This window comes from Akkermansia sp. AE01SA01 (assembly GCF_036417395.1).
Classification (GTDB): Bacteria; Verrucomicrobiota; Verrucomicrobiia; order Verrucomicrobiales; family Akkermansiaceae; genus Akkermansia.
This window is the reverse complement of record NZ_CP143890.1, coordinates 2,774,979-2,797,955: the sequence shown is the minus strand read 5'-3', so window position 1 is coordinate 2,797,955 and position 22,977 is coordinate 2,774,979. Positions and strand designations below refer to the sequence as shown.

Annotated in this window: 16 protein-coding genes and 1 pseudogene; 11 read left to right on the top strand and 6 right to left on the bottom strand. The window is 52.8% G+C overall.

Going from position 1 to position 22,977, the window contains the following annotated elements:
• The first annotated feature begins 2 nt into the window (after window positions 1-2).
• The 3 genes and pseudogenes from V3C19_RS11355 (at window position 3) to V3C19_RS11340 (ending at window position 5,481) form a co-directional block, all read left to right on the top strand.
• Entirely contained in the window at window positions 3-602 is a 600-nt protein-coding gene (locus tag V3C19_RS11355; protein WP_302389032.1) for a DUF4391 domain-containing protein, read from the top strand.
• Window positions 602-2,440: pseudogene (locus V3C19_RS11350) on the top strand (site-specific DNA-methyltransferase). Before V3C19_RS11355 ends, V3C19_RS11350 begins: the two are co-directional and overlap by 1 nt.
• Window positions 2,441-2,451: 11 nt before the next feature.
• Window positions 2,452-5,481, top strand: a complete 3,030-nt coding sequence (locus tag V3C19_RS11340) for a DEAD/DEAH box helicase family protein (RefSeq protein WP_330937098.1) — start codon at window positions 2,452-2,454, stop codon at window positions 5,479-5,481.
• A 65-nt stretch (window positions 5,482-5,546) separates the two neighbouring features.
• Here the strand turns inward: V3C19_RS11340 and V3C19_RS11335 are convergent, their stop codons facing one another.
• Window positions 5,547-7,445, bottom strand: a complete 1,899-nt coding sequence (locus tag V3C19_RS11335; protein ID WP_302389024.1) for an ATP-binding protein — start codon at window positions 7,443-7,445, stop codon at window positions 5,547-5,549.
• Between the two features lie 686 nt (window positions 7,446-8,131).
• On the opposite strand from V3C19_RS11335, the gene V3C19_RS11330 reads away from it, so the two are divergent.
• The 3 genes from V3C19_RS11330 (at window position 8,132) to V3C19_RS11320 (ending at window position 12,675) form a co-directional block, all read left to right on the top strand.
• Window positions 8,132-8,923, top strand: coding sequence for a LamG-like jellyroll fold domain-containing protein (locus tag V3C19_RS11330; protein WP_302387555.1), 792 nt, complete (start codon window positions 8,132-8,134; stop codon window positions 8,921-8,923).
• A gap of 67 nt (window positions 8,924-8,990) precedes the next feature.
• Window positions 8,991-10,400 (top strand): LamG-like jellyroll fold domain-containing protein, encoded by a 1,410-nt coding sequence (locus tag V3C19_RS11325; protein ID WP_295934282.1) that lies wholly within the window; start codon window positions 8,991-8,993, stop codon window positions 10,398-10,400.
• A 4-nt stretch (window positions 10,401-10,404) separates the two neighbouring features.
• Window positions 10,405-12,675: a BACON domain-containing protein gene (locus V3C19_RS11320; RefSeq protein WP_295934286.1), complete on the top strand. Its 2,271-nt coding sequence runs from the start codon at window positions 10,405-10,407 to the stop codon at window positions 12,673-12,675.
• A 78-nt stretch (window positions 12,676-12,753) separates the two neighbouring features.
• Here the strand turns inward: V3C19_RS11320 and carB are convergent, their stop codons facing one another.
• Window positions 12,754-15,948, bottom strand: coding sequence for a carbamoyl-phosphate synthase large subunit (carB, locus tag V3C19_RS11315; RefSeq protein WP_130083302.1), 3,195 nt, complete (start codon window positions 15,946-15,948; stop codon window positions 12,754-12,756).
• A gap of 459 nt (window positions 15,949-16,407) precedes the next feature.
• On the opposite strand from carB, the gene V3C19_RS11310 reads away from it, so the two are divergent.
• Both V3C19_RS11310 and V3C19_RS11305 read left to right on the top strand, forming a co-directional pair.
• Window positions 16,408-17,205, top strand: a complete 798-nt coding sequence (locus tag V3C19_RS11310) for a hypothetical protein (protein ID WP_295934289.1) — start codon at window positions 16,408-16,410, stop codon at window positions 17,203-17,205.
• A 10-nt stretch (window positions 17,206-17,215) separates the two neighbouring features.
• Window positions 17,216-17,752, top strand: coding sequence for a DNA-deoxyinosine glycosylase (locus V3C19_RS11305; protein ID WP_295934291.1), 537 nt, complete (start codon window positions 17,216-17,218; stop codon window positions 17,750-17,752).
• 30 nt (window positions 17,753-17,782) lie between these two features.
• Here the strand turns inward: V3C19_RS11305 and V3C19_RS11300 are convergent, their stop codons facing one another.
• From V3C19_RS11300 to V3C19_RS11285, 4 genes are all read right to left on the bottom strand, one after another.
• Complete coding sequence (locus V3C19_RS11300; protein WP_295934293.1) at window positions 17,783-18,301, bottom strand: ankyrin repeat domain-containing protein; 519 nt, start codon at window positions 18,299-18,301, stop codon at window positions 17,783-17,785.
• A 12-nt stretch (window positions 18,302-18,313) separates the two neighbouring features.
• Window positions 18,314-18,670 carry a hypothetical protein gene (locus tag V3C19_RS11295; RefSeq protein ID WP_295934296.1) on the bottom strand — a complete coding sequence of 119 codons (357 nt, stop codon included), beginning with the start codon at window positions 18,668-18,670 and terminating at the stop codon, window positions 18,314-18,316.
• Window positions 18,671-18,746: 76 nt separating this feature from the next.
• Complete coding sequence (locus V3C19_RS11290) at window positions 18,747-19,820, bottom strand: ankyrin repeat domain-containing protein (RefSeq protein ID WP_295934298.1); 1,074 nt, start codon at window positions 19,818-19,820, stop codon at window positions 18,747-18,749.
• A 37-nt stretch (window positions 19,821-19,857) separates the two neighbouring features.
• Window positions 19,858-20,826, bottom strand: coding sequence for a hypothetical protein (locus tag V3C19_RS11285; protein ID WP_295934299.1), 969 nt, complete (start codon window positions 20,824-20,826; stop codon window positions 19,858-19,860).
• Window positions 20,827-20,912: 86 nt separating this feature from the next.
• On the opposite strand from V3C19_RS11285, the gene hisI reads away from it, so the two are divergent.
• The 3 genes from hisI to lptE all read left to right on the top strand — a co-directional run bounded on the left by hisI (window position 20,913) and on the right by lptE (window position 22,955).
• A complete protein-coding gene (gene hisI / locus V3C19_RS11280) occupies window positions 20,913-21,404 on the top strand; it encodes a phosphoribosyl-AMP cyclohydrolase (protein WP_295934301.1) in 492 nt (163 codons plus the stop codon).
• A 65-nt stretch (window positions 21,405-21,469) separates the two neighbouring features.
• Window positions 21,470-22,420, top strand: a complete 951-nt coding sequence (locus V3C19_RS11275) for a tetratricopeptide repeat protein (RefSeq protein ID WP_130083295.1) — start codon at window positions 21,470-21,472, stop codon at window positions 22,418-22,420.
• A 19-nt stretch (window positions 22,421-22,439) separates the two neighbouring features.
• Entirely contained in the window at window positions 22,440-22,955 is a 516-nt protein-coding gene (gene lptE / locus V3C19_RS11270; RefSeq protein ID WP_130083294.1) for an LPS assembly lipoprotein LptE, read from the top strand.
• Window positions 22,956-22,977: the final 22 nt, after the last annotated feature.

The following is a 22,977-nucleotide window of genomic DNA, read 5'->3' as shown; positions in this document are numbered from 1 at the left end:
CTATGTACGGCCTTCCAACATCCACAGAGTGCAAGAGGCAACTTCCGAAGAAAGCCATCTATGCGAAGTTCGATTTGAACCCCTCACAGCGAGAGGGTTTCGATACAGACATTGCCCGTTTGGATATTGTTGCAGTAGTTTCTCCTGCCACTGTTCCGGCACTGAGTGATGGATTAGAAGTAAAGGAGTTTTATGTTCTTGCCGTACTGTTGAAGCACAAAGAATACGATAGCAGGAACATCGCTTTGCTCGTAAAACTCATTCCGCAAAATATGGTTTTGGCTCTGCAATACGAAGAGCAGACACAGTTTGCAGTATTCCATACCAAACTGATTACATCTGCATGGCAACCAACGGTTGAAGCAACGCTTCCGTTATCGGGATTGAATCTTGATGCCGTTTGGGAGAATCTCGTGAAGGGTATAGGACAGATTGATGTTGCAGACGGAAATACCCTGACAGAACAGATTATTTCTGACAACCTACGCGCTAAACTTCTTGCCAAAATAGTCACTCTTGAAAAGAAAATGGCGAATGAGAAACAGCCGAAGAAAAAGCGTGAATACTTTGAACAGATAAAAAAATTGAAAAATCAGATATAATGGATAAACTGAAAATGCAGAGCCATGATGTGGTTGGCTCCAATATACAGAAAATAGCACAATTGTTCCCTAATTGTGTAACGGAACGGTTGGGCAAGGATGGCAAATCCGAACTTGCGATTGACTTTGAGAAATTGCAAGCGGAGCTATCAAATGACATTATCGGTGAGGGTGAGGAACGTTATCAGTTCACTTGGCCTGATAAACGTGCGGCAAACCGTTTGGCAAATACACCTACCACAATGACGCTTCGTCCTTGTCGTGAGGGAAGCGTGGACTTTGACACCACGCAGAACCTCTACATCGAGGGCGACAACCTCGATGTGCTGAAAGTCCTTCGTGAGACTTACCTCGGCAAGGTAAAGATGATATACATTGACCCACCCTATAACACGGGTAACGATTTTGTATATAATGATGACTTTGCACAGGGTAAAGGTGAGTATGAAGAAACAAGTGGTCTGTTTGATGAAGAGGGCAACCAGACCATTGACCCCATGCTGCGCAATACAGAAAGCAACGGTCGCTTTCATACGGATTGGCTAAATATGATTTATCCGCGTATGAAGGTGGCGAGGGATTTACTTGCTAATAATGGTTATGTTTGTATTTCCATAGACGATAACGAAATCAATAATATGCAAAAGCTTTGCAATGAGATTTTTGGAGAATCTAATTTCGTAAGTAATTTTATTGTCATACGTTCTGAAGGTGGAGGTCTGGCAAAACGGGCTGTTATTGGTCATGATTATTTACTCGTTTATGCAAAGCAAATAGATTCAGCTATTCCATTAGGACGACCTAAAGATATTCGAGGACAAATCGTAATAAAAGATGGTGAAGAGTATTGGATAGAAACAGATTGGTTTCGTGAAGAATTTGGCAGATATGGAATATGTCATTATGAAGATATTTTGATATGGCATGATGCTAAGAAAAAAGATGAAATTGATGCCGGAATAAAAAAAGGATTGTACATTTTAATCCCCAAAAATGGGAAACATATTGTTGGTAGATATCGAAAGTTATCAGAAGATACATCTAAGTTTTATACAGTAATAAAACATCTAAACAAGAATGGGGTAAAGGACTTAGAGAGTATTACTCTAAATAAATTCTTTGATTTTCCCAAGCCTATATCGTTAGTCAAGGAGTTTATTCTTGGAACAACAATTCTTTCAAAAAATAATAATGATATTATCCTTGATTTCTTCTCCGGCTCCGCCACTACTGCCCATGCCGTTATGAAACTCAATGCCGAAGACGGAGGAAACCGTAAATTCATTATGGTGTAGCTTCCCGAACTGACAGACGAGAAGAGCGAAGCCTATAAAGCCGGCTATAAGAACATCTGCGAGATCGGTAAAGAACGCATCCGCCGTGCTGGAAAGAAAATCAAGGACGAGAATGTAGGCAAAGAGGGTATTGAAAACCTTGACACAGGTTTCCGTGTTCTCAAACTTGACACTTCCAACATGGAAGATGTCTATTACACTCCGCTGGAGTTTACTGCTCAAGACCTGTTCAACGAAAATGTAAAAGCCGACCGCACAAACGAGGACTTACTCTTCCAAGTGATGCTTGATCTCGGCATAGAACTGTCCGCCAAGATAGAAACGAAACAGATAGCGGGCAAGCACATTTATATGGTAGATGACAACTACCTCGTTGCTTGTTTTGACCGCGATGTGAACGAGACCACCATCACCGAGATTGCTAAACAGCATCCCGTCTATTTCGTGATGCGTGACGCTTCGGCTGCCAATGACAATGTGATAGACAACTTCGAGCAGATATTCAAGCATTATTCACCCGGTACGAATTGTAGAATCATCTAAATGCAGTTTCCATGAAATTCAAGTTTAAGATTCAGCAATACCAAACCGATGCCGTGGAGAACACGGTGGCGGTGTTTACCGGGCAACCATCACACGGAATGGCGGTATATCGTATAGACCCGGGAAAGAGAGAAAAGAATTTCTTTGACGAGGAGGACTATACAGGCTATCGCAACCATCAACTGGAACTGGACAGCCCAACTTTGCTAAAGAATATCAATGCCATACAGAACCTGTATGACATCACGCCCTCATCTACACTTGCCAAAGGCGTAGGGGCAGTGAACCTTGACATAGAGATGGAAACGGGTACGGGAAAGACTTACGTCTATATCAAGACAATGTTTGAACTGCACAAACAATACGGCTGGAGCAAGTTCATCATCGTGGTGCCGAGCATTGCTATCCGTGAGGGAGTGGCAAAGAGTATCAAGATGTTGGAAGAGCATTTTATGGAATACTATGGACGGAAAGCCCGTTGGTTTATCTACAATAGCAGCAACCTGCAACAACTCGACAGTTTTTCTTCTGATTCGGGGCTGTGCGCCATGATTATCAACACCCAAGCCTTTGCCGCCTCCATGAAAGAGGGCGGACGGAGTAAGGAGAGCCGTATCATTTACAGCAAGCGTGAAGAGTTTGCCAGTCGCCGCCCCATTGATGTGATAGCGGCAAACAATCCGATTATCATCATGGATGAACCACAGAAAATGGAGGGCGATGCCACGCAAGCAGGCATCAAGCGGTTCAATCCGCTGTTTGTGCTGAATTATTCGGCCACGCACAAGACCAAGCATTATACCATCTATGCACTGGATGCACTGGATGCTTACCGTCAGAAACTGGTGAAGCGCATCCATGTGAAAGGCTTTGAAGTGAAGAACCTGCGGGGAACAAGCAGTTACCTCTATCTGGACAATATCGTGCTATCGCCTAAACAGCCGCCCATAGCACGTATAGAGATTGAGACCAAGACGGCATCGGGCACGATTGTCCGCAAGACCAAGACTTTCAGTGTAGGCGACAGCTTGCGTGCAGAGTCAGGATTGGCAGAATACGAAGGCTTCACAGTATCAGAAATCAATGTGAACGGCTATGTCACTTTCTTAAATGGCACAACCATACGCCGTGGCGAGGTTATCGGCGACACCAACGAACTGAACATGCAGCGTGTGCAGATTAGGGAGACCATCAAATCGCATTTCGAGAAAGAACGCCAGCTGTTCAAACGCGGCATCAAGTGCCTGTCGCTGTTCTTCATTGACGAGGTGGCTAAATACAAGAGTTATGACGAGGACGGAAACGAGGTGAAAGGCGTGTTCCAAAAGATATTCGAGGAAGAGTATGCCCGATTGATGAACGAAGAACTCAACCTCTATGATGAGACATACAACAAGTATTTGCTCAGTTCCACTTCACAGGAAGTGCATAACGGTTATTTCTCCATAGACAAGAAGACCAAAAGAGCCGTTGACGGAAAGATTGAGAAGAAGACGGGGCTGTCGGACGACATTTCAGCATACGACCTGATATTGAAGAACAAGGAACGTTTGCTGAGTTTCGAGGAACCCACACGTTTCATCTTCTCCCATTCTGCTTTGCGTGAAGGTTGGGACAATCCCAATGTGTTTCAGATTTGCACGCTCCGACACAGCAGTTCCTCCACTGCCAAGCGTCAGGAAGTGGGACGCGGGCTGCGCATCTGCGTGGACAGGAACGGTACGCGCATGGATGCCGAACTATTGGGCGATGAGGTGCATGAGGTAAACAAACTGACGGTGATTGCCAACGAGAGTTATGCCGACTTCACTACAGCCTTGCAGCGCGAGACCCGTGACGTGCTTCGTGAACGTGCCACCAAAGCCACCATCGCTTATTTCACAGGCAAGAAATTTAAGATTGGCGAAGACATACACACCGTCAGCGAAACTGAAGCAAGCCGCATCATCATCTATTTGGAGGATAACGACTACATTGACAACAATAAAAACATCACATCAGCGTATCGTGAGGCTGTGGCAAAAGGGACTATCGCGCCATTGCCACAGAAATTGCTGCCGATAGCGGAAGGGGTTACCCGACTAATCAACTCCATCTTCGACACGAAGGCTCTTGAAGACATGGTCGTGGAGGAAAAGACTACTACGTCCGACAATAAGTTGAATGAGAATTTCAACAAGACAGAGTTTCAGGCCCTGTGGAAAGAGATAAACCACCAGTATGTCTATACGGTGAACTACGATAGTCGGGAATTGATAGAAAAGTCCATCCTGCACATCAATGCGGAGTTGGAAGTGAAACAACTGCGTTATATTATGGTGGAGGGTGTACAGAACGAGGAAAAGGTGACGGAGTTTGGCGACACCCGTTCCCAATCACATCGGCTGACGGATATTTGTACTTCGACTGTCCGCTACGACCTTGTGGGCGATATTGCCAAAGGTGCGAATCTGACACGCCGCACGGTGGTGAAGATACTGCAAGGCATCAGAGAAAACAAGCTCTATCTATTCAAGAACAACCCGGAAGAGTTTATCCGCAAGGTATCGACCATCATCAAGGAGCAGAAATCCACCATGATTGTGGAGGCTATCCGTTATAACATGACAGACGGAAAGTATGACAGCGACATTTTCACCGTAAAGAGCAAGATGGATTTTGACCGTGCTTACGAAGCAAAGAAACACATCACAGACTATGTGTTCAGTGACAGCAAGGGTGAACGCCAATTTGCCCACGATTTGGACGAAGCCAATGAGGTGGTGGTGTATGCCAAGTTGCCACGCACGTTCCAAATCCCCACTCCCGTAGGCAACTATGCCCCGGACTGGGCTATTGCCATGAAAAAGGATGGAGTGAAACACATCTTCTTTATAGCAGAAACCAAAGGCTCGATGTCATCAATGGACTTGTCTGCCATAGAAAAAGCGAAAATCAGTTGCGCAGAGAAATTGTTCAATTCCATTTCTACTGCCAATGTGAAATATCACAAGGTAACGACCTACCAAGATTTGATAGATGAAATGAACGCGGTAGGTTGATAATTAGTTAGGCGTTCACTTGTTAAGGGTGAACGCCTAATTTTATCTTTATTTGATTAGGAAAGTCATAGGTTCAACATTGCTTGAGCATATAGCTCCATTCCTGGTACGTCATCATATCGAGCAGCTATTTTTTGTCTAAGGCCAAACATCCTTCTTTCTGCTGTATCAACTAATTGGTCAAAAGTTGTTACATAAAGAGTTCCTCGCCCACCGTCTCCTATTTTCGTCATAGAAGTTAAATTGTCTGCGATAGAATCTCCTACAACATAGGCAGTTATTTGACAATCAACACCCAAATTTGAATTTAGCAAATCTTCCACATACCCCTGAGCTTGATTTCTTTCTTCTCTCTTAATCTTGAATCCCCCTTTTTTTAATTCGATGAGTAATAGTTTACGTACTTTTGCCAATCCAAGGTCTGCAGGAAAATCTTCTATCCCGGTTACACCTATCGTACTATCCGGCAAGCATATCAAATCTGGACGTTTTTTATAGTTTGCATCCAGTGTTAGATACTTGACATCCGTAAATATCCGTTCAACAGCAGTTTTCATTTGCTGATTGAATATATATTCAGAAGATTCGTATTCCGGGCCAAACAACCATCTGGATTCTGCTATCATTGGATGAAGGACATGTAATTCATCTGTTGTTTTATCTTTTCCTAATTTTCTTATTGCTGTAATGATTGACAGTCTCCTATCAATTTCATTAAGAACGACTAAAGCATCGCTAACAGTCCATTTATTCAACAAATTATTCAAACCATCAATATCATCCGAACTTAGAGTTGCAAGTTTTTCCAATAGTTCATGCCCATTTTTTGAGTTCTCCATGTTTAGGATGGTTTGCACAACAAGATTTACAGACTCTTGTCTTACTTTAGGATTAGTTTTTACAATTTCTGCTATTGTACTTTTAACTTCTTCTCTAACTAATGGGTTGACTTTTTGTAGTGACTGTTTTATAGTGGTGTCTAAATTATCTGTAACATTAGAAATTGTAGCAGATGACACGCTTTCTAATGAATTATTAACAAATTCCTCGACTGCTTGATACACTTTTTCTATTTCTTCAGATGTCTTAAATCCACTCCAGTCCTCTTTTATATATTCAGATAAATCATTTGACTTGATTATAAAAGTATAGCGTTTAGCTAAAGATGTTCTTCCATCTAAAATCAAATTTTTCCCCAAAGACCATGAAGGTTCTCCGACAAGCCTACCTGATTGCCAAAAAGCAATACCTTGGAATATGCTTTTTCTTCCAGCTTTTGTTGTGTCAACAAAATATGCAGTCAAGTGGATATTGGTACCATCAATATCTATTTCTGCTGGCTCTGTTTCTCCTGTCAAATCTTCAAGATTTAAGGTTCGATGATTCACAGTTATTCTAAACTGTGGGTCATGCAAAAATCTTGCAGATAGTATTTCTGTTATTTTGTCTATGTTTGGAAGATTCTTCGTTACAATGACCTCCAATCTTGTTCCATTTTTGGTTGAAATACATTCTTCTTTTTCTACTACAGCAAAAGGTTGAGAGTCAACATTAGGTTTTATTTTTAATGTGAGTTTTTTACCATCTTTTTCAGTAATTACTTTATATTCGTTGCCAAAGCAGAATAAACCATGCCGACCTACACCGTTACGTCCAAATGCAAGCCTATTACTCTTTTCTCCACTGGGAAATTTCACATTACGACCTTGTCCCTTTAAACGATTATAGCGTAATGTCATCCAATGATGCTGAAACTCAGATTCGGACATACCAATACCATCATCTTCAATATATAAAAGATGACCTGTTTCTTCTGGAATAGATATTGTTACGTTTGATGCCCCCGCATCCCAAGCATTCGCGACAAGTTCTGTCAAAGCAACGTCAGGTTGAGTAACTATACTTCCTAAGGAACGAATTATAAAATCTTCTTCGTATAAAGACGGAAATAATACGTTCTCCATGTGTTCGTTTTTACGTTATTATCATTCGAGTTTATGTGCAAAGGTACAAAAAAAGACTCGATTTTACATTTCAATCCGCAAAATAGAAAACAGAAAAAGGCAATTATCTCAATATTTATGTTTTTAGCATGATATTTCTATCGAAAAATCAATATTATCCACTATCTTTGCAGTTGAAAGAAGCGTTCTTTTGATATATGCAAAACAAGACAAAATATAGAACCTCGCTCGTTTCTAAATCGTTACCTGTCATGAAATGAATCTTTGCAAACCGTTCAATTTCAGCGACAAAGACAATTCAATATGTCTCCCTGAATGCAATAAGAGAAGCTCCGGGAACGGTTAATGGAGCTGGCCGAATTCTTAATCCGGCGTCAAGGAGCGATTTTTATACCGAGCGCCTTAGGCTGTGCGGCCGCTTCTCTATTGGGGGACGTTTCCCTGGGAAAAACCTGCCGGATTGATGTGACTGCCGCCCGGAGCGCCGCAAGCCTTTACGGCCATTGAAAACAATTAATTCCGTCAGGATACGCTGATTTTCAGGAAAGAAAGTACGCTGCCATTCATGCTGGCTTTCGGCTGGTGCACGGGTCTGCGGCGCTTCATGCGGGAGTGGGATTATCTCATGTTCATTCGTAACGGATTAAGAATTCGCTAAGAATTAAATTGCCATGAGAATATTATCCATGATTCTATTAACATCCGGAATGTCTTCCATGGGAATTTCCCATGGCGCTTCCCTTGCGGTTTCTTCTCCTCTTCAGGAAGGATTGGTCATCCATATGGGATTTGATGCGACCGCGACTGAATATGACAGCTACACCGGCTATACCGGGGGCATCAATGCGTGGGGAGGAACGGGGATCGCGTCAGGCGGAGCTTTCGGCAGCACCGGGTACTTGAATTTGGCCGGGGCTTCCGGCGCGCATCCGGGAACATCCGCGGTAAGTGCCGCCAATATCAGTGCGAATCATTTTTCCGTTAATTTTCAATTCAAGGACGTTTCCCTGAACAGCAATTACGTTCTTCGCATGACGACGGACACCGGCCGTACGTTTCAGTTTGAAACCATCGGCAATTCCATTCAACTGTTCGTGAGTTCCTCCCAGGGGAATTTTTATGCAGGGAATGTGGGTACATTGACCGGCAATACCTCCAATTGGCAGAATTTTACGATGACGGCTGGGGACGGAACCATTTCCCTGTATCTGGATGGTACAAGGACGGCGACTTACAATTTTGGAGACGCCGATCTTGGAAAGCTCAATTTTTTCCAATTGGGCTGCGGAAACAACGGCGTGAACGCGGGTACGCTGAAAATGGATGATTTCAGCCTATGGAACAGGGATCTGAGTGCGGAAGAGGTGCAATTCCTGGCAGAGCATCCCGCTTCGGACGTCATGGTTCCGGAAGCCTCCACTGCCTCTCTGGGCTTGTTCGGTCTTTTCGGCCTGCTGAGCCGGCGCAGACGGCGTTGAGCCGCCTCATTCTTTCCTGTTTATTTGCTGGCTCCGGGAGGTTTTTCATTTCAGAATCCGGTTCATCATGATGGCGAAACTACTCTACTGGGCTGCGTCCCTCTGCCTTTGTAATCAATTGCATGCGTCTTTATCAACCAATCAGTTGATCTATCTTCTGGATTTTGACGCGGCAGGGACTCCGGAGAAGCTTGTCACCGGTACGGGCAATGTGCCGTTTACGAGAGAAACCCCGGTAAGGATTACCCCTGGCGGTTTCGTGCACCATGAAACGGGCGGCGTGAACAATTCCGGTTATATACGCGCCACGGGCGGAACCGGGAACAGCCTGCAAATTTCCAATGGGAATGGCCTGCCCCTGTCCAGCAGGGATTTTTCCATTTCATTCAACGTCCGCCATTATGCGGGAGGAAGCGCTTTATTCGCCCTTGACGGGGCTACCGTCAACAGCGGCTGGACCATCTGGGGAGCAGGAGGCACCAGCGCCAGCTCCTGGAAAGATGAATCCGGCAATTCCAGTGCCTTCCCTCCGGCAGTTCCCTCCGGGGATGAGTGGCATTCCGTGGTGTATTCCATTCACAATAAGACTATAAATCTCTTTATTGACGGCAGGCACAGGGGAACCTGCACCATTGCCGGGAATTTCCAGTTCGCGCCCCGCATCCATTTGATAGGGTTGGGATGCACAGGCAACAATGCCAATGAGGCCGCTGCGGCCGATTTCGACAATATTGCGTTGTGGGGAAAGGCCATCACGACGGAAGAGGAAGCCAGGGCGGTCATGGAGGCCGTCCGTCCCGATCTCCTGCATCCAGCGGACCCTTCCGCTCCTCCCGTTGACGTGTACCACAGGACATGGAATTTCAATGAGATGGAGGACTGGCAGCATATGAACCAGAATACCCCCCATGATCCTGACCCGAATCCGGAGCCGAAAACCGTTACGGAAAACGGCTTGCTGGCCATTCATGTACGCAAGGGAACACAGGACCGCCGGAAAGTGCTGACAAAGGACAAGATTTATACCACGGGACGTTATAAATGGCGCCTTTACCTGCCCAGACTGGACAAGTGCGGAAGAACGAGCGTAGGCGCCTGGATTTACTGTGACGACCAGCACGAACTGGATTTTGAAATAGGTTCCGGCACGCAGGCGGAGAGAACCAGGCTGGGCGCCGGAGATGACGACCTGGTAGTCGCGATGACTTCCCAGGCCAATCCCTACGTATCCGGAAGACAGCTTGTCAAGACGGGCTGGCATACCGTGGAGATGGATTTGACGCTGGCCAACGACAATTATGAAGTAAAGTGGCTGATAGACGGTGAAGTCCGTCAGACCCAGCGGGTGACGTTTGGAACAAGTTTCCCGTTCTTCATATATTGCAGCGTGGAAAACCTGGGATTCATGGGGGACCATCTCCCCACCCAGGACAATACCGCCTATTATGACCGTGTGGAGTATTATTACCATCCCTGATGCCATGAAGAGTCTTCTTTCCCTGCTTTTTTCCGGCAAGTTCCGTTCCTCCCTTTTTTGTGCGGGGCTGTTTCTGATGAGCGCTTTTGCCGTTTCTCCGGTCCTCGGGGTTTCCGGTTTTGAAGGCGGGGACGGCAGCCGGGAATCCCCCTACCTGATTTCCGGCCCGGAGGGGCTGGCCGCGCTGGGCGGTTATTGTGGCCCGGCCCACAGGGACAAGCACTTCATCCTGACCGGGGATATTGTTCTGAAGGGAGCGTGGACGCCCATCGGCTCCTCTTCCGCCGTGGAAGACGGGACCGGGGCCTTCCAGGGCAAGCTGGACGGCCGCGGGCATACCATTTCCAATGTCTCCGTGCAGACGGACGGTCTTGCCCATGCAGGGCTTTTTGCGGGATTGTATGAGGCGGATATCCGGGACCTTCATCTCAGGAACGTTTTCATCTCCCAGACCGTCAGGGCTGTTTCATCCGCAGGCGGCCTGGCGGCTTTTTCCAGGGGAACCCGGTTCCTGTATTGTACCGTGGAAGGGAGCGTCAGCTCCCTTTATGAAGCAGGCGGCCTGGTAGGGCGGGATGGCGGCGGTTCCTCCTTTGTGCGGTGTGGTACTGCTTGCTCCGTTTCCGCTTCTTTTTTTGCCGGCGGCTTTCTGGCCACGGGGCATGCCGGAAGTTCCCTGGAGGGTTGTTATTCCCAAGGCCGCGTAGTGGTGACACGGGAAAGCGGCGTTGAGTTTGACTCCTTTTTCCATGGCTACGGCGGCGGGATGGTGGCTTTTCTGCCGGAGACGGATGACAGCGTATCCGCCACGTTCCGAAATTGTTTTTCCACCTGCACCGTGGAGGCCGATGATGAAGGCAAGACATTTACGCTGGGCGGCTTCATGGGGTTTGCCTCCTGCGCCGGATTCATGAACTGCGTTGCCTCCGGCAGCGTGCGTGTTCTTCATTCCGCCAAGGGCTGGGCCGGCGGATTCACTGGAGACAGCGTGCGTTGCCGATACGTGAACTGCGCTGCCAGAGGGGCGGAAGTACGTGCTTCCTCTTCCCAGGATTATGCCTGTGCGGGCGGTTTTTCAGGGAGGAACAGCCTGGGAATCAGTGAGAATTGCCGCTCCGTCTCCAGGGTGGCGGCGCACGCCGCGGCGGTCTCCGGAGCCTGTACGGCCATGGCGGGCGGTTTCACCGGGTACAACCACCGGGGAGGCACGTTCTCCCACTGCTATGGGGCCGGGAACGTGGAAGGAACGGCGGGATCCTATTACGCCATGGCGGGCGGATTTTGCGGCTATGACATGGAAGGGAGCTATACCGGATGCGCGGCTTCCGGGTCTGTCGCGGGCACGGCGTCCAGCGTTTATGCGGGGGGAATTCTGGGATACATGGCGGATTCCGTTCTGGAAAATAATGCCTTCAACAGCGCCTCCACGATTTCCGCGCATGGAGCGGATATTTCCGCCGTTCACGGTGCCAATAACAGGAATGGCGCCTCCGCATCCGTGGACGGTTCCGGAAATGTGTGGAACGGACTGGGCTTTTCCTTTGGGGAAGATGACTCCTCTCCGTGGAAGATGAGAAAGAATGCCCTGCCGGAGCTGTACTTTGAATCTTCCCTAAAAGCGGTAACTATTTTCCATATTTCTCCCGAACAGCTTTCCCTAGGCAGGGAGGGCGCGGGGAGCGTGCGGGTAGACGTTGTTTCCGAGGGTGCGTGGAACGTTGCTTCCAATGCGTCCTGGGCCGTGCCGGAAACCTTCTCCGGCCATGGAGACGGAAGTTTCACCGTGACGGCTGCTCCCAACAATTCCTCCGCTTCCAGAAGCGGGATCATGGAGGTGACCACACCGGAAGGGCTGGTTCGCCTGCTTTCTATCACCCAGGCCGGCAATCCGTATGAACAATGGAAGAAGGACCGCTTTCCGGCCGGAACGCCGGAGGATCAAATGGCTCCGGACGCATGCCCGGCGGGGGACGGCATTTCCAATCTGATGAAGTACGCCACGGGGCTTGACCCGCTCAAGCCCTGCGGAAGCGTTACCCGGCTTACGGTCAGGGAAAAGGATGGCGGCGACAGCCGACTTGTACTTGAATGGCCCGTTAATCCGGAGGCCGTTGACGTGGAGCATTCCGTGGAGTGTTCCCCTGATCTGGAAACGTGGACGCCCGTTCAAGTCATGGAAACAAAGGGGAAAACGGAGGCGGTTTTTGAAGACCCGGAACCCGTGCACGGCGGAAACGCGCGCCGCTTCCTGCGCCTGAAAGTCACCCGTCAATAGGATTTACGGTTAAAAAATGCCCCGCATGCCGGAGACGCATGCGGGGCATTCCTTTTAAATGGCTGGGGCCGTCCGCGTTCAGGAATGATATTCCTGGAGGGAGCGGGGAGATACCTTCACGTGCTGTGCGGAACGGATGCCCTCCACCGTGGCCCTGGCGGCGGCGATGGTGGTCATGTACGGAATCTTCTTCTGGATGGACTGCATGCGAATGAAGGAGTCGTCAATCATGCTGGTGCGGTCCACCGGAGTATTGATAATCAGGTCAATCTGCTTGTTGGTGATCATGTCGCCCAGGTTCGGGCGGCCTTCGTGCAGTTTGTTGACCACTTCCGTTTCCACACCCTGGCCGCGCAGGTATTCCGCAGTGCCGCCGGTGGAGACGATCTTGAAGCCCAGGGAGATGAGGTCCCGGGCGATGGGTTCAATGAACTTCTTGTCGCGGTCGGAGACGGTGACGAGCACCTTGCCGGAGGTCGGCAGGATGCAGCCCGCGGCTTCCTGGGCCTTGTAGTAGGCCATGCCGAAGTTGTCCGCAATGCCCATGACTTCGCCCGTGGCGCGCATTTCCGGTCCCAGCACGGGATCCACTTCCGGGAACATGTTGAACGGGAAGACGGCTTCCTTTACGCCGATAAAGCGGCAGGCGCGCGGCTTCAGGCCCAGGTCCTTGAGCTTCTTGCCCAGCATGATTTCCGTGGCGTGGCGCGCCATGGAGATGCCCGTGACCTTGGAGACGATGGGCACCGTGCGGGAGGCGCGGGGGTTGGCTTCAATGATGTACACCTCGTCGTCGCAGATGGCGAACTGCACGTTCAGGATGCCCTTCACCTGGAAGTCCTTGGCGATCTTGGCGGCGTGTTCCTCAATGGTGCGGACGTGCTTGGGGGCGATGGTCACGGGAGGAATGGCGCAGGCGGAGTCTCCGGAGTGGATGCCGGCCAGCTCAATGTGCTCCATGACCGTGGCCACGAAGGTGTCCGTGCCGTCGGCCAGCGCGTCCACTTCCGCTTCAATGGCATTGTCCAGGAAGCGGTCGATCAGCATGGGATATTCCGGGCTGACCTGAATGGCTTCCACGCCATAGCGCTTCAGGTTTTCTTCATCGTAAATGACTTCCATGCCGCGGCCGCCCAGCACGAAGGAGGGGCGTACCATCACCGGGTAGCCGATCCGGCGGCCCAGTTCCACAGCTTCCTCCAGGGAGCGGGCGGTGCCGCTTTCCGGCTGGCGGATATTCAGGGCGATCATGCGTTCGCGGAAATATTCGCGGTCTTCCGCCAGGCGGATGCCTTCCGGCTGGGTGCCCATGATCTTTACGCCGGCGTCCTTGAGGGCCTGGGCGATGTTGAGGGGGGTCTGGCCGCCGAACTGGACGATGACGCCTTCCGGCTTTTCCTTTTCGTAAATGGTCAGCACGTCTTCCACGGTCACGGGTTCAAAATACAGCTTGTTGGCCGTGTCAAAGTCCGTGGAGACCGTTTCCGGGTTGCAGTTGATCATGATGGATTCATAACCGTTGTCCCGCAGAGTGAAGGCGGCGTGCACGCAGGTGTAGTCGAATTCGATACCCTGGCCAATGCGGTTGGGACCGCCGCCCAGGATCATGATCTTCTTCTTGTCGCTCACGGCCACCTCATCCGGAGCGCCGCTGTAGGTGGAATAGTAGTATTCCGCGTGTTCCACGCCGCTGACGGGAACGATGCGGTAGGAGGCCACGATGCCGTTTTCAATGCGGCGGGTGCGGATGGCCTTTTCCGGAACGCCGAAGATCTGGGCCAGATACTTGTCGGAGAAGCCCATTTCCTTGGCCTGGTGCAGCGTCTTGACGGGCAGGGAATCCCATGTCTGGGCGTCCAGCGTGTAGTCGAAGTCCGCCAATTCCTTCATCTGCTCAATGAAGTAGGGAGTGATGCGGGTCAGCTTCACGATTTCCTCCACGGTCACGCCGCGGCGCAGGAGTTCGTAAATCTGGAAAAAGCGTTCGCTGTTGCCGTATGTAATTTTCTCACGCAGCTCCGGCGTGGTGAGGGCTTCCAGCTTCTTTACGCGGCCCAGGCCGGCGCGGCCGATTTCCAGGGAGCGCACGGCCTTCTGGAAGGCTTCCTTGAAGTTCTGTCCGATGCTCATCACTTCCCCCACGGCCTTCATCTGGGTGCCCAGCTTGTCGGCTGCCTTGGGGAACTTTTCAAAGGCCCAGCGGGCGAACTTGACGACTACGTAGTCTCCGTAAGGCTCGTATTTTTCCAGGGAACCCTTGCGCCAGTAGGGCAGCTCGTCCATCGTGATGCCGGAGGCCAGCTTGGTGGAGACGGAGGCGATGGGGAAGCCGGTGGCCTTGGAGGCCAGGGCGGAGGACCGGGAGGTGCGGGGGTTGATTTCAATGACGATGATGCGGTTGTCCTCACGGTTGTGGGCAAACTGCACGTTCGTGCCGCCCGTGACGCCGATGGCGTCCAGAATGCGGTAGGAGTAGTCCTGAAGCCTGTCCTGCACATCCTGCGGAACGGTCAGCATGGGAGCTACGCAGAAGCTGTCCCCGGTATGCACGCCCATGGGGTCCACGTTTTCAATAAAACAGACGGTGATCTTCTGGCCCTTCGCGTCGCGCACGACTTCCAGTTCTAGCTCTTCCCACCCCAGCACGCATTCTTCCACCAGCACCTGGTTGATCAGTGAGGCGGCCAGGCCGCGGGGAACCACCTGGCGCAGTTCCTCCACGTTATACACGATGCCGCCGCCCGTGCCGCCCATGGTGTAGGCGGGGCGCAGCACGACGGGGTAGCCCAGCTCGGCGGCCACCTTCTCCGCTTCCTCCACGGTATAGACGGGTTCGGACTTGGCCACCGGCACGCCGATTTTGTCCATAGTTTCCTTGAAAATGATGCGGTCTTCACCGCGGGCGATGGCTTCCAGGTCTACGCCGATAACTTCCACGTTGTACTGCTTCAGGATGCCTTCCTCGTTCAGCTTGGAGGCCAGGTTCAGGGCTGTTTGTCCGCCCAGGTTGGGCAGCAGGGCATCCGGGCGTTCCTTTTCAATCACCGCCGTAATGCGTTCCACAGTCAGGGGCTCAATGTAGGTGTGGTCCGCCATGCCGGGGTCGGTCATGATGGTGGCGGGGTTGGAGTTCACCAGAACGACGTCGTAGCCTTCGGCCCGGAGGGCCTTGCAGGCCTGGGTGCCGGAGTAGTCGAACTCGCAGGCCTGGCCGATGATGATGGGGCCGGAGCCGATGATGAGGATTTTGCGGATGTCTTCGCGTTTTGCCATGGTATGATGCCTCTATATATAATCCGTGGTGGTTAACAATAAATGCCGGAAACAGGGTCCGCCCAAGGTGCGTTGCCTCTCCGCTCCGCATACCCGGCGCGTGACCTGACGCACAGTAAGGGACGCCGCACGATAAGTCCAGACAAAACAACAGGAAGCTTCAAGAGAAGGTTTGTGCCGGAATCTGGCGTTTTACATGGAAAAGGAAAGATGCGGCTATTTTTCCGTCCCTGTCCCTACTCCTTGCCGGCAACGCCTGGAAAGCGCCGCCGTAGGGACCGGAACGGGATTTCTCCGTGTGGCCTTGGCAGGAACGGCCGGGGCTTTTCCTGCATCATCCGGCGAATGTGCTCCTTTTATTTCTCATCGGGTTCCGGTTCAGGGGAAATCCGCGGCACTCCGTTCTTGCCATTTTCCGCCGCGCCTATACTCTGGGGGAAGAAGATGAGGAATGCCCTGATGTTGATTTGCTGTCTCGGTCTGCTGTATTCTCCGGCAGCCCTGTCGGCGGGTTCTTTCTCCGCGGCCCGCCCGTCTGCCGGCCAGCGGGAAAACGAGGCCGCATGGTATCGGTCTGTGCGGAGCGGACTGTCCCGGTTCAAGGACGGTGGCGGCTACAAGGCCAACCGGCAGGCGTTGGAAGCCCTGGTGCAGAAAGCCTGCCGCTGGGATGCCAAGGCCGGAAAACCCGTTTTCCTAATTCAGGAAGCCAGACCCTCCTTCTGTTCCTCCGCCTGTTATCTTCTTCTTCTTAAAGCTTTGGAAATTTGGAATTACGAACGGTCCAAACCCGTTATTTCCGAGCGTGCGTGGCTGGCCCTGATGCCACGCATCGGCCAGCATGACGGCGACGGTCCGTGGGGCTGGGCCAACGCGAACGGGCCGGGATTTGCCGTGCTGGTGCATTCCCTGGGTGCGGGAGTGAACTTCGAGGACTGGAGCCAGGCCCGGGCGGGAGATTTCATGAAGATTTTCTGGACGGACCACATCGGCCGCAAGGAATCCGGGCACCTGACGGTGCTGGTGAAGGATGGCGGAGACGAGGTGACTTTCTGGTCTTCCAACGTCCCGGACGGTTATGGATCCAAGACGGTTCCCAAATCCAAAATCAAGAGGGTCATTTTTACACGCATCACCCGTCCGGAACGGTTTAATCTGGCCCCTTCCATCGGCCATAATGCGTGGCTGGCTTCCCTGCTGAAGCAGGACGTGAGCATGAAAGAGGTCCGCAGCCACTGCGGCATGAAGGAGCCATGAACATCCCGGCATGATGGAAGAAATTCAGCAGTCTGTGGAGAAACGTTCCTTTCCGCCGTCCGTGACGCCGGAATGTTCTGTACTTGTGCTTGGTTCCCTGCCGGGGGACGAATCCCTGCGGCAGGTGCAGTATTACGCCCATCCGCGCAATGCGTTCTGGAAAATCATGGGGGAGCTGCTGGAGTTTGACTTTTCCCTGCCGTATGAGGAACGTCTGCGCCTGCTCAACCGGGGGGGAGTGGGGCTGTGGGACGTGGTGGCCTCCGGTGTCAGGCCCGGAAGCCTGGACCAGCACATCACCCGGGAACGGCCCAATGACATCGCTGCGCTGCTGGAACGCTTTCCGGGCATAATCACGGTATGCTGCAATGGCACTGCCTCCTACAAGTACCTTAAACGGTATTTTCCGGAATTGTTTCTCCGGGAATTCCCCAGCATCATCCAAATGCCGTCCACCAGTCCGGCGGCGGCGCGCCTGAGCTATGACCAGAAGCTCCGGGCATACGGGGAGGTGATTCTCCCGCTCCTCAAAGGCGTGGCGGAATAAGGCAAATTTAGGGCAATGCCCGGAAGGTCCCTATTTCTGTTTCCGGGAAGTCTTTGCTCCGGCGGCTTTCAGGAGGGCGACCAAGGCGTTCTTTTGCGTGGCGATGGCCCGGTCCAGCGGCGTAGTCCCGTTCGGGTCGCGGTAATTCACATCCACCTTGTGTTCAATCAGCAACCTGGCAACTTTATTCGTGGAACTCTCCAGAAGTCCCGTGGTGCCCGCCACAACCCAGAACGCGGCTTCCGAATTGGCCGGCTTGTAATGCCCAAAGCGCGGCTTGCCGTTGAGCTTGTTGGGATCTGCCCCATCATTCAGGAGGAGCTTGATGGTCTCCGTGCTTCCATACCGGGAAGCGGTGAGCAGCAGGGTTCTCCCGTCATTGCACACGTAATCCGGATCAGCTCCGTTTTCCAGAAAGTAGGTAGCCTTGGAAATGGCTCCGCTGAAGTTGTTTCTGCTGAGGATGGAGGAAACTCCATTTCCACGGCCAGGGCGCAGGACTTGTCGCCTCCTTTTTCCTCCCCCTGCCAATTGACGTCCACCCGGCACGAATGAAGGCTTTTACTTTGGAAAGATCGGGTTTGGTCCCCTGCTCTGGAAGTTCTGATAGGTCGTTTTTCCGTTGATGGTCGTGGAAGAATTCCTGTTTTCCCGTGCGGGCCTGTAATCCTTGAGCTTGTACAGGTGTTCGTACAATTCCAGCCCTTTTTTCTGTCGTGTGGCCTGGTTGATGGACGGATCGATGGGGAGGGGCGCCATTTTGGGAATCAGGCGCAGGGAACGTTCCGCTGTGCGGTGTCCCTGCCGGGCGGCCTTGGCCTCCATATAAATTTGCCTTCCCTCTTCCGGAGTGACGGCCTGGGCGGTCATTAAACCGGCAAGGACGGCGGGCAACAGCAGGAATAAATATCGGTTCATATTCGTGCAGAGGGAGGGGAGATGGGGGACGGAAGGGCTCTCTGAAAAATGCGGACGACCGGAAAGCCGTCCGCTCCTACTTGCCGGATTCCTTGGAAGTTTTGGCCCCTGCGGCTTTCAGGATGCGCACCAGCCCATCCCTCTTCCGCGCAATGGCGCGGTCCAGGGCCGTTGTGCCGTCCCTGGCGCGGCGGTTGACGTCTGCCTTGTGCTGGATCAGCAGGTTGGCGACGGCTTCCAGGTCCGGGTCTTTGGCGTTGGTGGAATTGGCTGCGGCCCAGAGGGCCGTTTCCCCGTTGCCGGGTTTGTAATTTTTTTTGCGCGGTAACGTCAGGGTTTTGTCGGGGTCTGCCCCGTATTCTAGAAGCAGGGCTGCGAATTCCTTCTGCCCGTGCCTCGCGGCCCAGACAAGCAGAGGATAGCCCGAATCCCTTACGTAGTCGGGATCGGCTCCGTTTTCCAGCAGGTACTTCGCCTTGGAAAGAGGATAGTCGTTGGAATAGCGGCTGAGCAGGGAGAATGAGTTGCCGATCTTGCCGTTTTCTTTCAATTCCACATTGACGTCCGCACCATTGGCAATGAGCAGGTCCGCCAGTTCGTAAAACTCCATGTTGACGGCCAGGGCCAGGGGGCAGGATTTGTAATTCTGCGTATCTTCCCCCTGATAGTTGACATCCGCTCCGGCACGGATGAGGGCGCTGACCGCGGCCAGATTCGGAGCCGTTCCCTGTGCGGGGATTTTTCCTTTCTTATCGCGGCCAAATGTTTTGACGACAACTTCTCTCTCCGCCTTGTAATCCTTGAGCTTGTACAGGTATTCGTACAATTCCAGCCCTTTTTTCTGTCGTGTGGCCTGGTCGACGGACGAGTTGACGGGCAGTGGCGCCATTTTGGGAATCAGGCGCAGGGAGCGTTCTGCCGTGCGGTGTCCCTGCCGGGCGGCCTTGGAAAACCAGAATTTGGCCTGGGAGGGGCTGCGTTTGACTCCATCCCCCTTCAGGTAACAGAGACCCAGCCTGTATTGAGCCTCCGCCTTTCCGGCCTTGGCTTCCGCATAAATCTGTTTGCCCTCTTCCGGGGTGACGGCGAGGATGGGGGCCACACCAGCAAGAGCGGTGGCTAGGAGCAGGATGCATGGGTATGTATTCATGGGTGTGTGTTGGTTTGGAAAAAAGGGAGATGTCCGGTCAGGAGGAGCCTACGGCGGCAAGCAGGTACACATCCAGCGCCAGGGCCTCGTGGATGTTGAAATTCAGATCGTCCCGCAGTTTGTTGATCGCTTCCATGCGCCGCAGCAGTTCGTTCACGGGCATTTGCGCGGCTAGGGTCTGCACCTCCGGATGGATGGGAGCGACTCCCGGAGCGCCGGAAGCGATCAATGCCGCCTGCCCGAACCAGCTGCTCAGCAATTCAAGGGCTTGGGAGCGCTGTTCCAGGTACTCCGTTTCTATCTGGGCGGCGTTGGCGTCCTTGTTTCGGGATTCCCAGTCCGTGGTGTCCGTGCCCTGGGCAGCCTCTTTCGCTTCGTCTTTCAGGGCCTGGTTCATGTTTTTGGTGATGGCGGCTTTCGCCTCCGTCATAACGTCGATGAACTTGCTGCGGAAGGCCAGGGCCGCCAGATCGTTATTGAGGTTGCGGCAGGTTTCCAGCCAGTGGGGGAGCAGGGCCTCCTGGGTGGGGGTGAGCCTGAATTCTCCGGATTGCAGGAGATTGACGCGTACGCAGCGGGAAATAATCGTCTGCAAAAGCTGGTCCGGCTGGGCTGTGGCCAGGATGAGCAGGCATTGGCTGGGCGGTTCTTCCAGGGTTTTCAGGAAGGCGTTGGCCGCTTCGTCATTCATGCGTTCCGCATCCATGAAGATGGCAATCTTCCATTTTCCCTCTGCCGCGCATTGCTGGAGAAAGGGCTCCACGCCCCGGATGTCATCCCGCAGAATGCGGCGGGACTTGGATTTGGGGCGTACCAGCCGGCAGTATTCGTCGCGCACGCCGTCCAGATGGTCCGCCCGGATTCCGTTGATCAGTTCCAGCAGTTGCAGGATCAGGCGGGACGCGCCCTGGTGCTCGTCGCCCACGATGAGAAGAGCGTGGGGAAGCCTGTTGCGGGAGAAGGCGGTGCGGAGCAGGTCGAACGCTTGGGATGCCGTGAATGCCATACCGCCCTATGAAAGCATTTCGTTGCGTCAGAGCAACAGAAAAGATTGGTATATGCCGAATATTTCATGTACTAAGGGGGCCGGTTATGGAACAAAATGACATCGCATCCAGGATTGTCTTTGCCGACCGCGGCAAGGTGAATGTGGAAAAAGGCGTGGAATTCGCCCCCAAATTTGACCAGAATGGCCTGATTCCGGCCCTGGCCATGGACCATGTGACCCATGAACCCCTGATGCTGGCCTATATGAATGCGGAATCCCTGCGCATGACCATGGAACTGGGGGAAGCCGTTTATTATTCCCGCAGCCGCCAGGAAATCTGGCACAAGGGTGCGACGAGCGGCCATGTGCAGAAAGTGAAGCAAATTTTGATCGACTGCGACCAGGACGCCCTGATCGTGCTGGTGGACCAGTGCGGCGCCGGAGCCTGCCATACCGGGCACCACTCCTGTTTTTACCGTTCCGTCCCGTTTGGCGACGAACTGAAAGCACAGCCTCAGGGGCAGCCCGTTACCCTGCGGCAAGCGGACGGCGGCGTTGTCTTTGATGCCGAGGCCGTATACGGCAAGGGCCATTGATTCTTCTTTTGCGCGTCAATCTGCGTTCACCGGGTTGACGCGGTCTCGTTCCCTCCTGTAAAGTCATGAATGTGAAAAAGCTGCTTGTCCTCATGGCCGCCGTGGCCGGAACCTTCATACTGTGCCAATGTTCTTCGGAAGCACCTCCCCCTCCAGGAACCGTCCGCATGGTGGATCAGAAAGCCATCTCTCTGATGCAGGAAGCCAAGGGGAAAGAGGAGAAAAACGACCTTTCCGGAGCTATCAAGAAGTACAGGCGCGTGGTGGAAAAGCATCCCCTTTCACGGGAAGCCCCGCAGGCCAGGTTCAGAATGGCGGAACTTTACGAGGCCCGGAAGGACCCTGCCGAAGCTTTTGACCAGTACCAGAAGCTGATAGACCGCCACCCGGACAGCCCCTTGTACGCCAGAGCCATGGAACGGCAGAAGGAAATGGCTTTTGGCGCGGCCAGCGGCGCGCTGACCAACCGTGTTCTGTGGATGTTCGACGTACGGATGGACCCCAGAAACGTGACGGAATGGCTTAACCATGTGCGGGACAATGCTCCTTATGCGCCTTCCGCCCCGCAGGCCATGAATGTGCTGGGCAACTATCTGGCGGCTCGCGGCCGCATGAAGGAAGCCATTGAAGCCTACCAGAATCTGGTGGATAATCATCCGGATTCTCCGCTGGCCCCCATGGCCCAGCTTCAGATCGCCACCCTGTACCGCCAGGCGGCTGCCGACGGTGACCGCAACCACGTCAACGTGGCCCGCGCACAGGAAGCGTATGAAGACTACCTGCAGCGCTACCCGAATACCGCCAAAGCCGGAGCCGTCCGCGCGGACTTGGCCGCCATGAAGCGGGAACTGATAGCCCAGCAGCTGGAAGTAGCGGAATACTACCTGACCAAGATGAAGGACACGAACGCGGCCATCTTCTGCTATCAGGAAGTGGCTTCCAAAGGGGATGTCAATCCCGCCGCCGCCGTAAAGGCGAAGGCCCGCCTGAAGCAGCTGGGCGTGACCGTCAGGTAACAGAATCCCTCTTGCCATCATGAACCGTATCCGGACCGTCCTGAAACTCCTGCTGCCCGTTCTCTCTCTTCTGGCCGGTTCCTGCGGTTACCAGATGGGGGGCACCAAGCCGCCCAAACTGGAATTTGCGCAAACCGTCAAGGTCGACCTGTTTGCCAACAACTCCCTGGAGCCCCGCGCCGCCACGCTGGTGACAGGAGCGCTGGCGGATGAACTGCAGAGGGACGGCACCTATCGGCTGAGCTCCCGCGGGAATGCGGACATCCGGGTGCAGGGGGAGGTTTACTCCATCTCTTTCGACCAGCTCCGTTCCTCCCGGGAAGACACGTATAAAAGCTCGGAACTCGGCTTGCGCCTGGCCGTCAAATACCAGGTGGTTGACGGCAGGACGGGCAAAGTGCTTTATAAGGGGTCGGCTGAGGAAGTCGGCCAATTCTTTGACGTGGGGAACATCCAGACGGCGCGGACAAATGCCCTTTCCTACGCGGCGCGCCTGGTGGCAACCTCCATTGCGGAAATGCTGACCAACGGCTAGTGTTCCGCGTTATTCCGGGAGT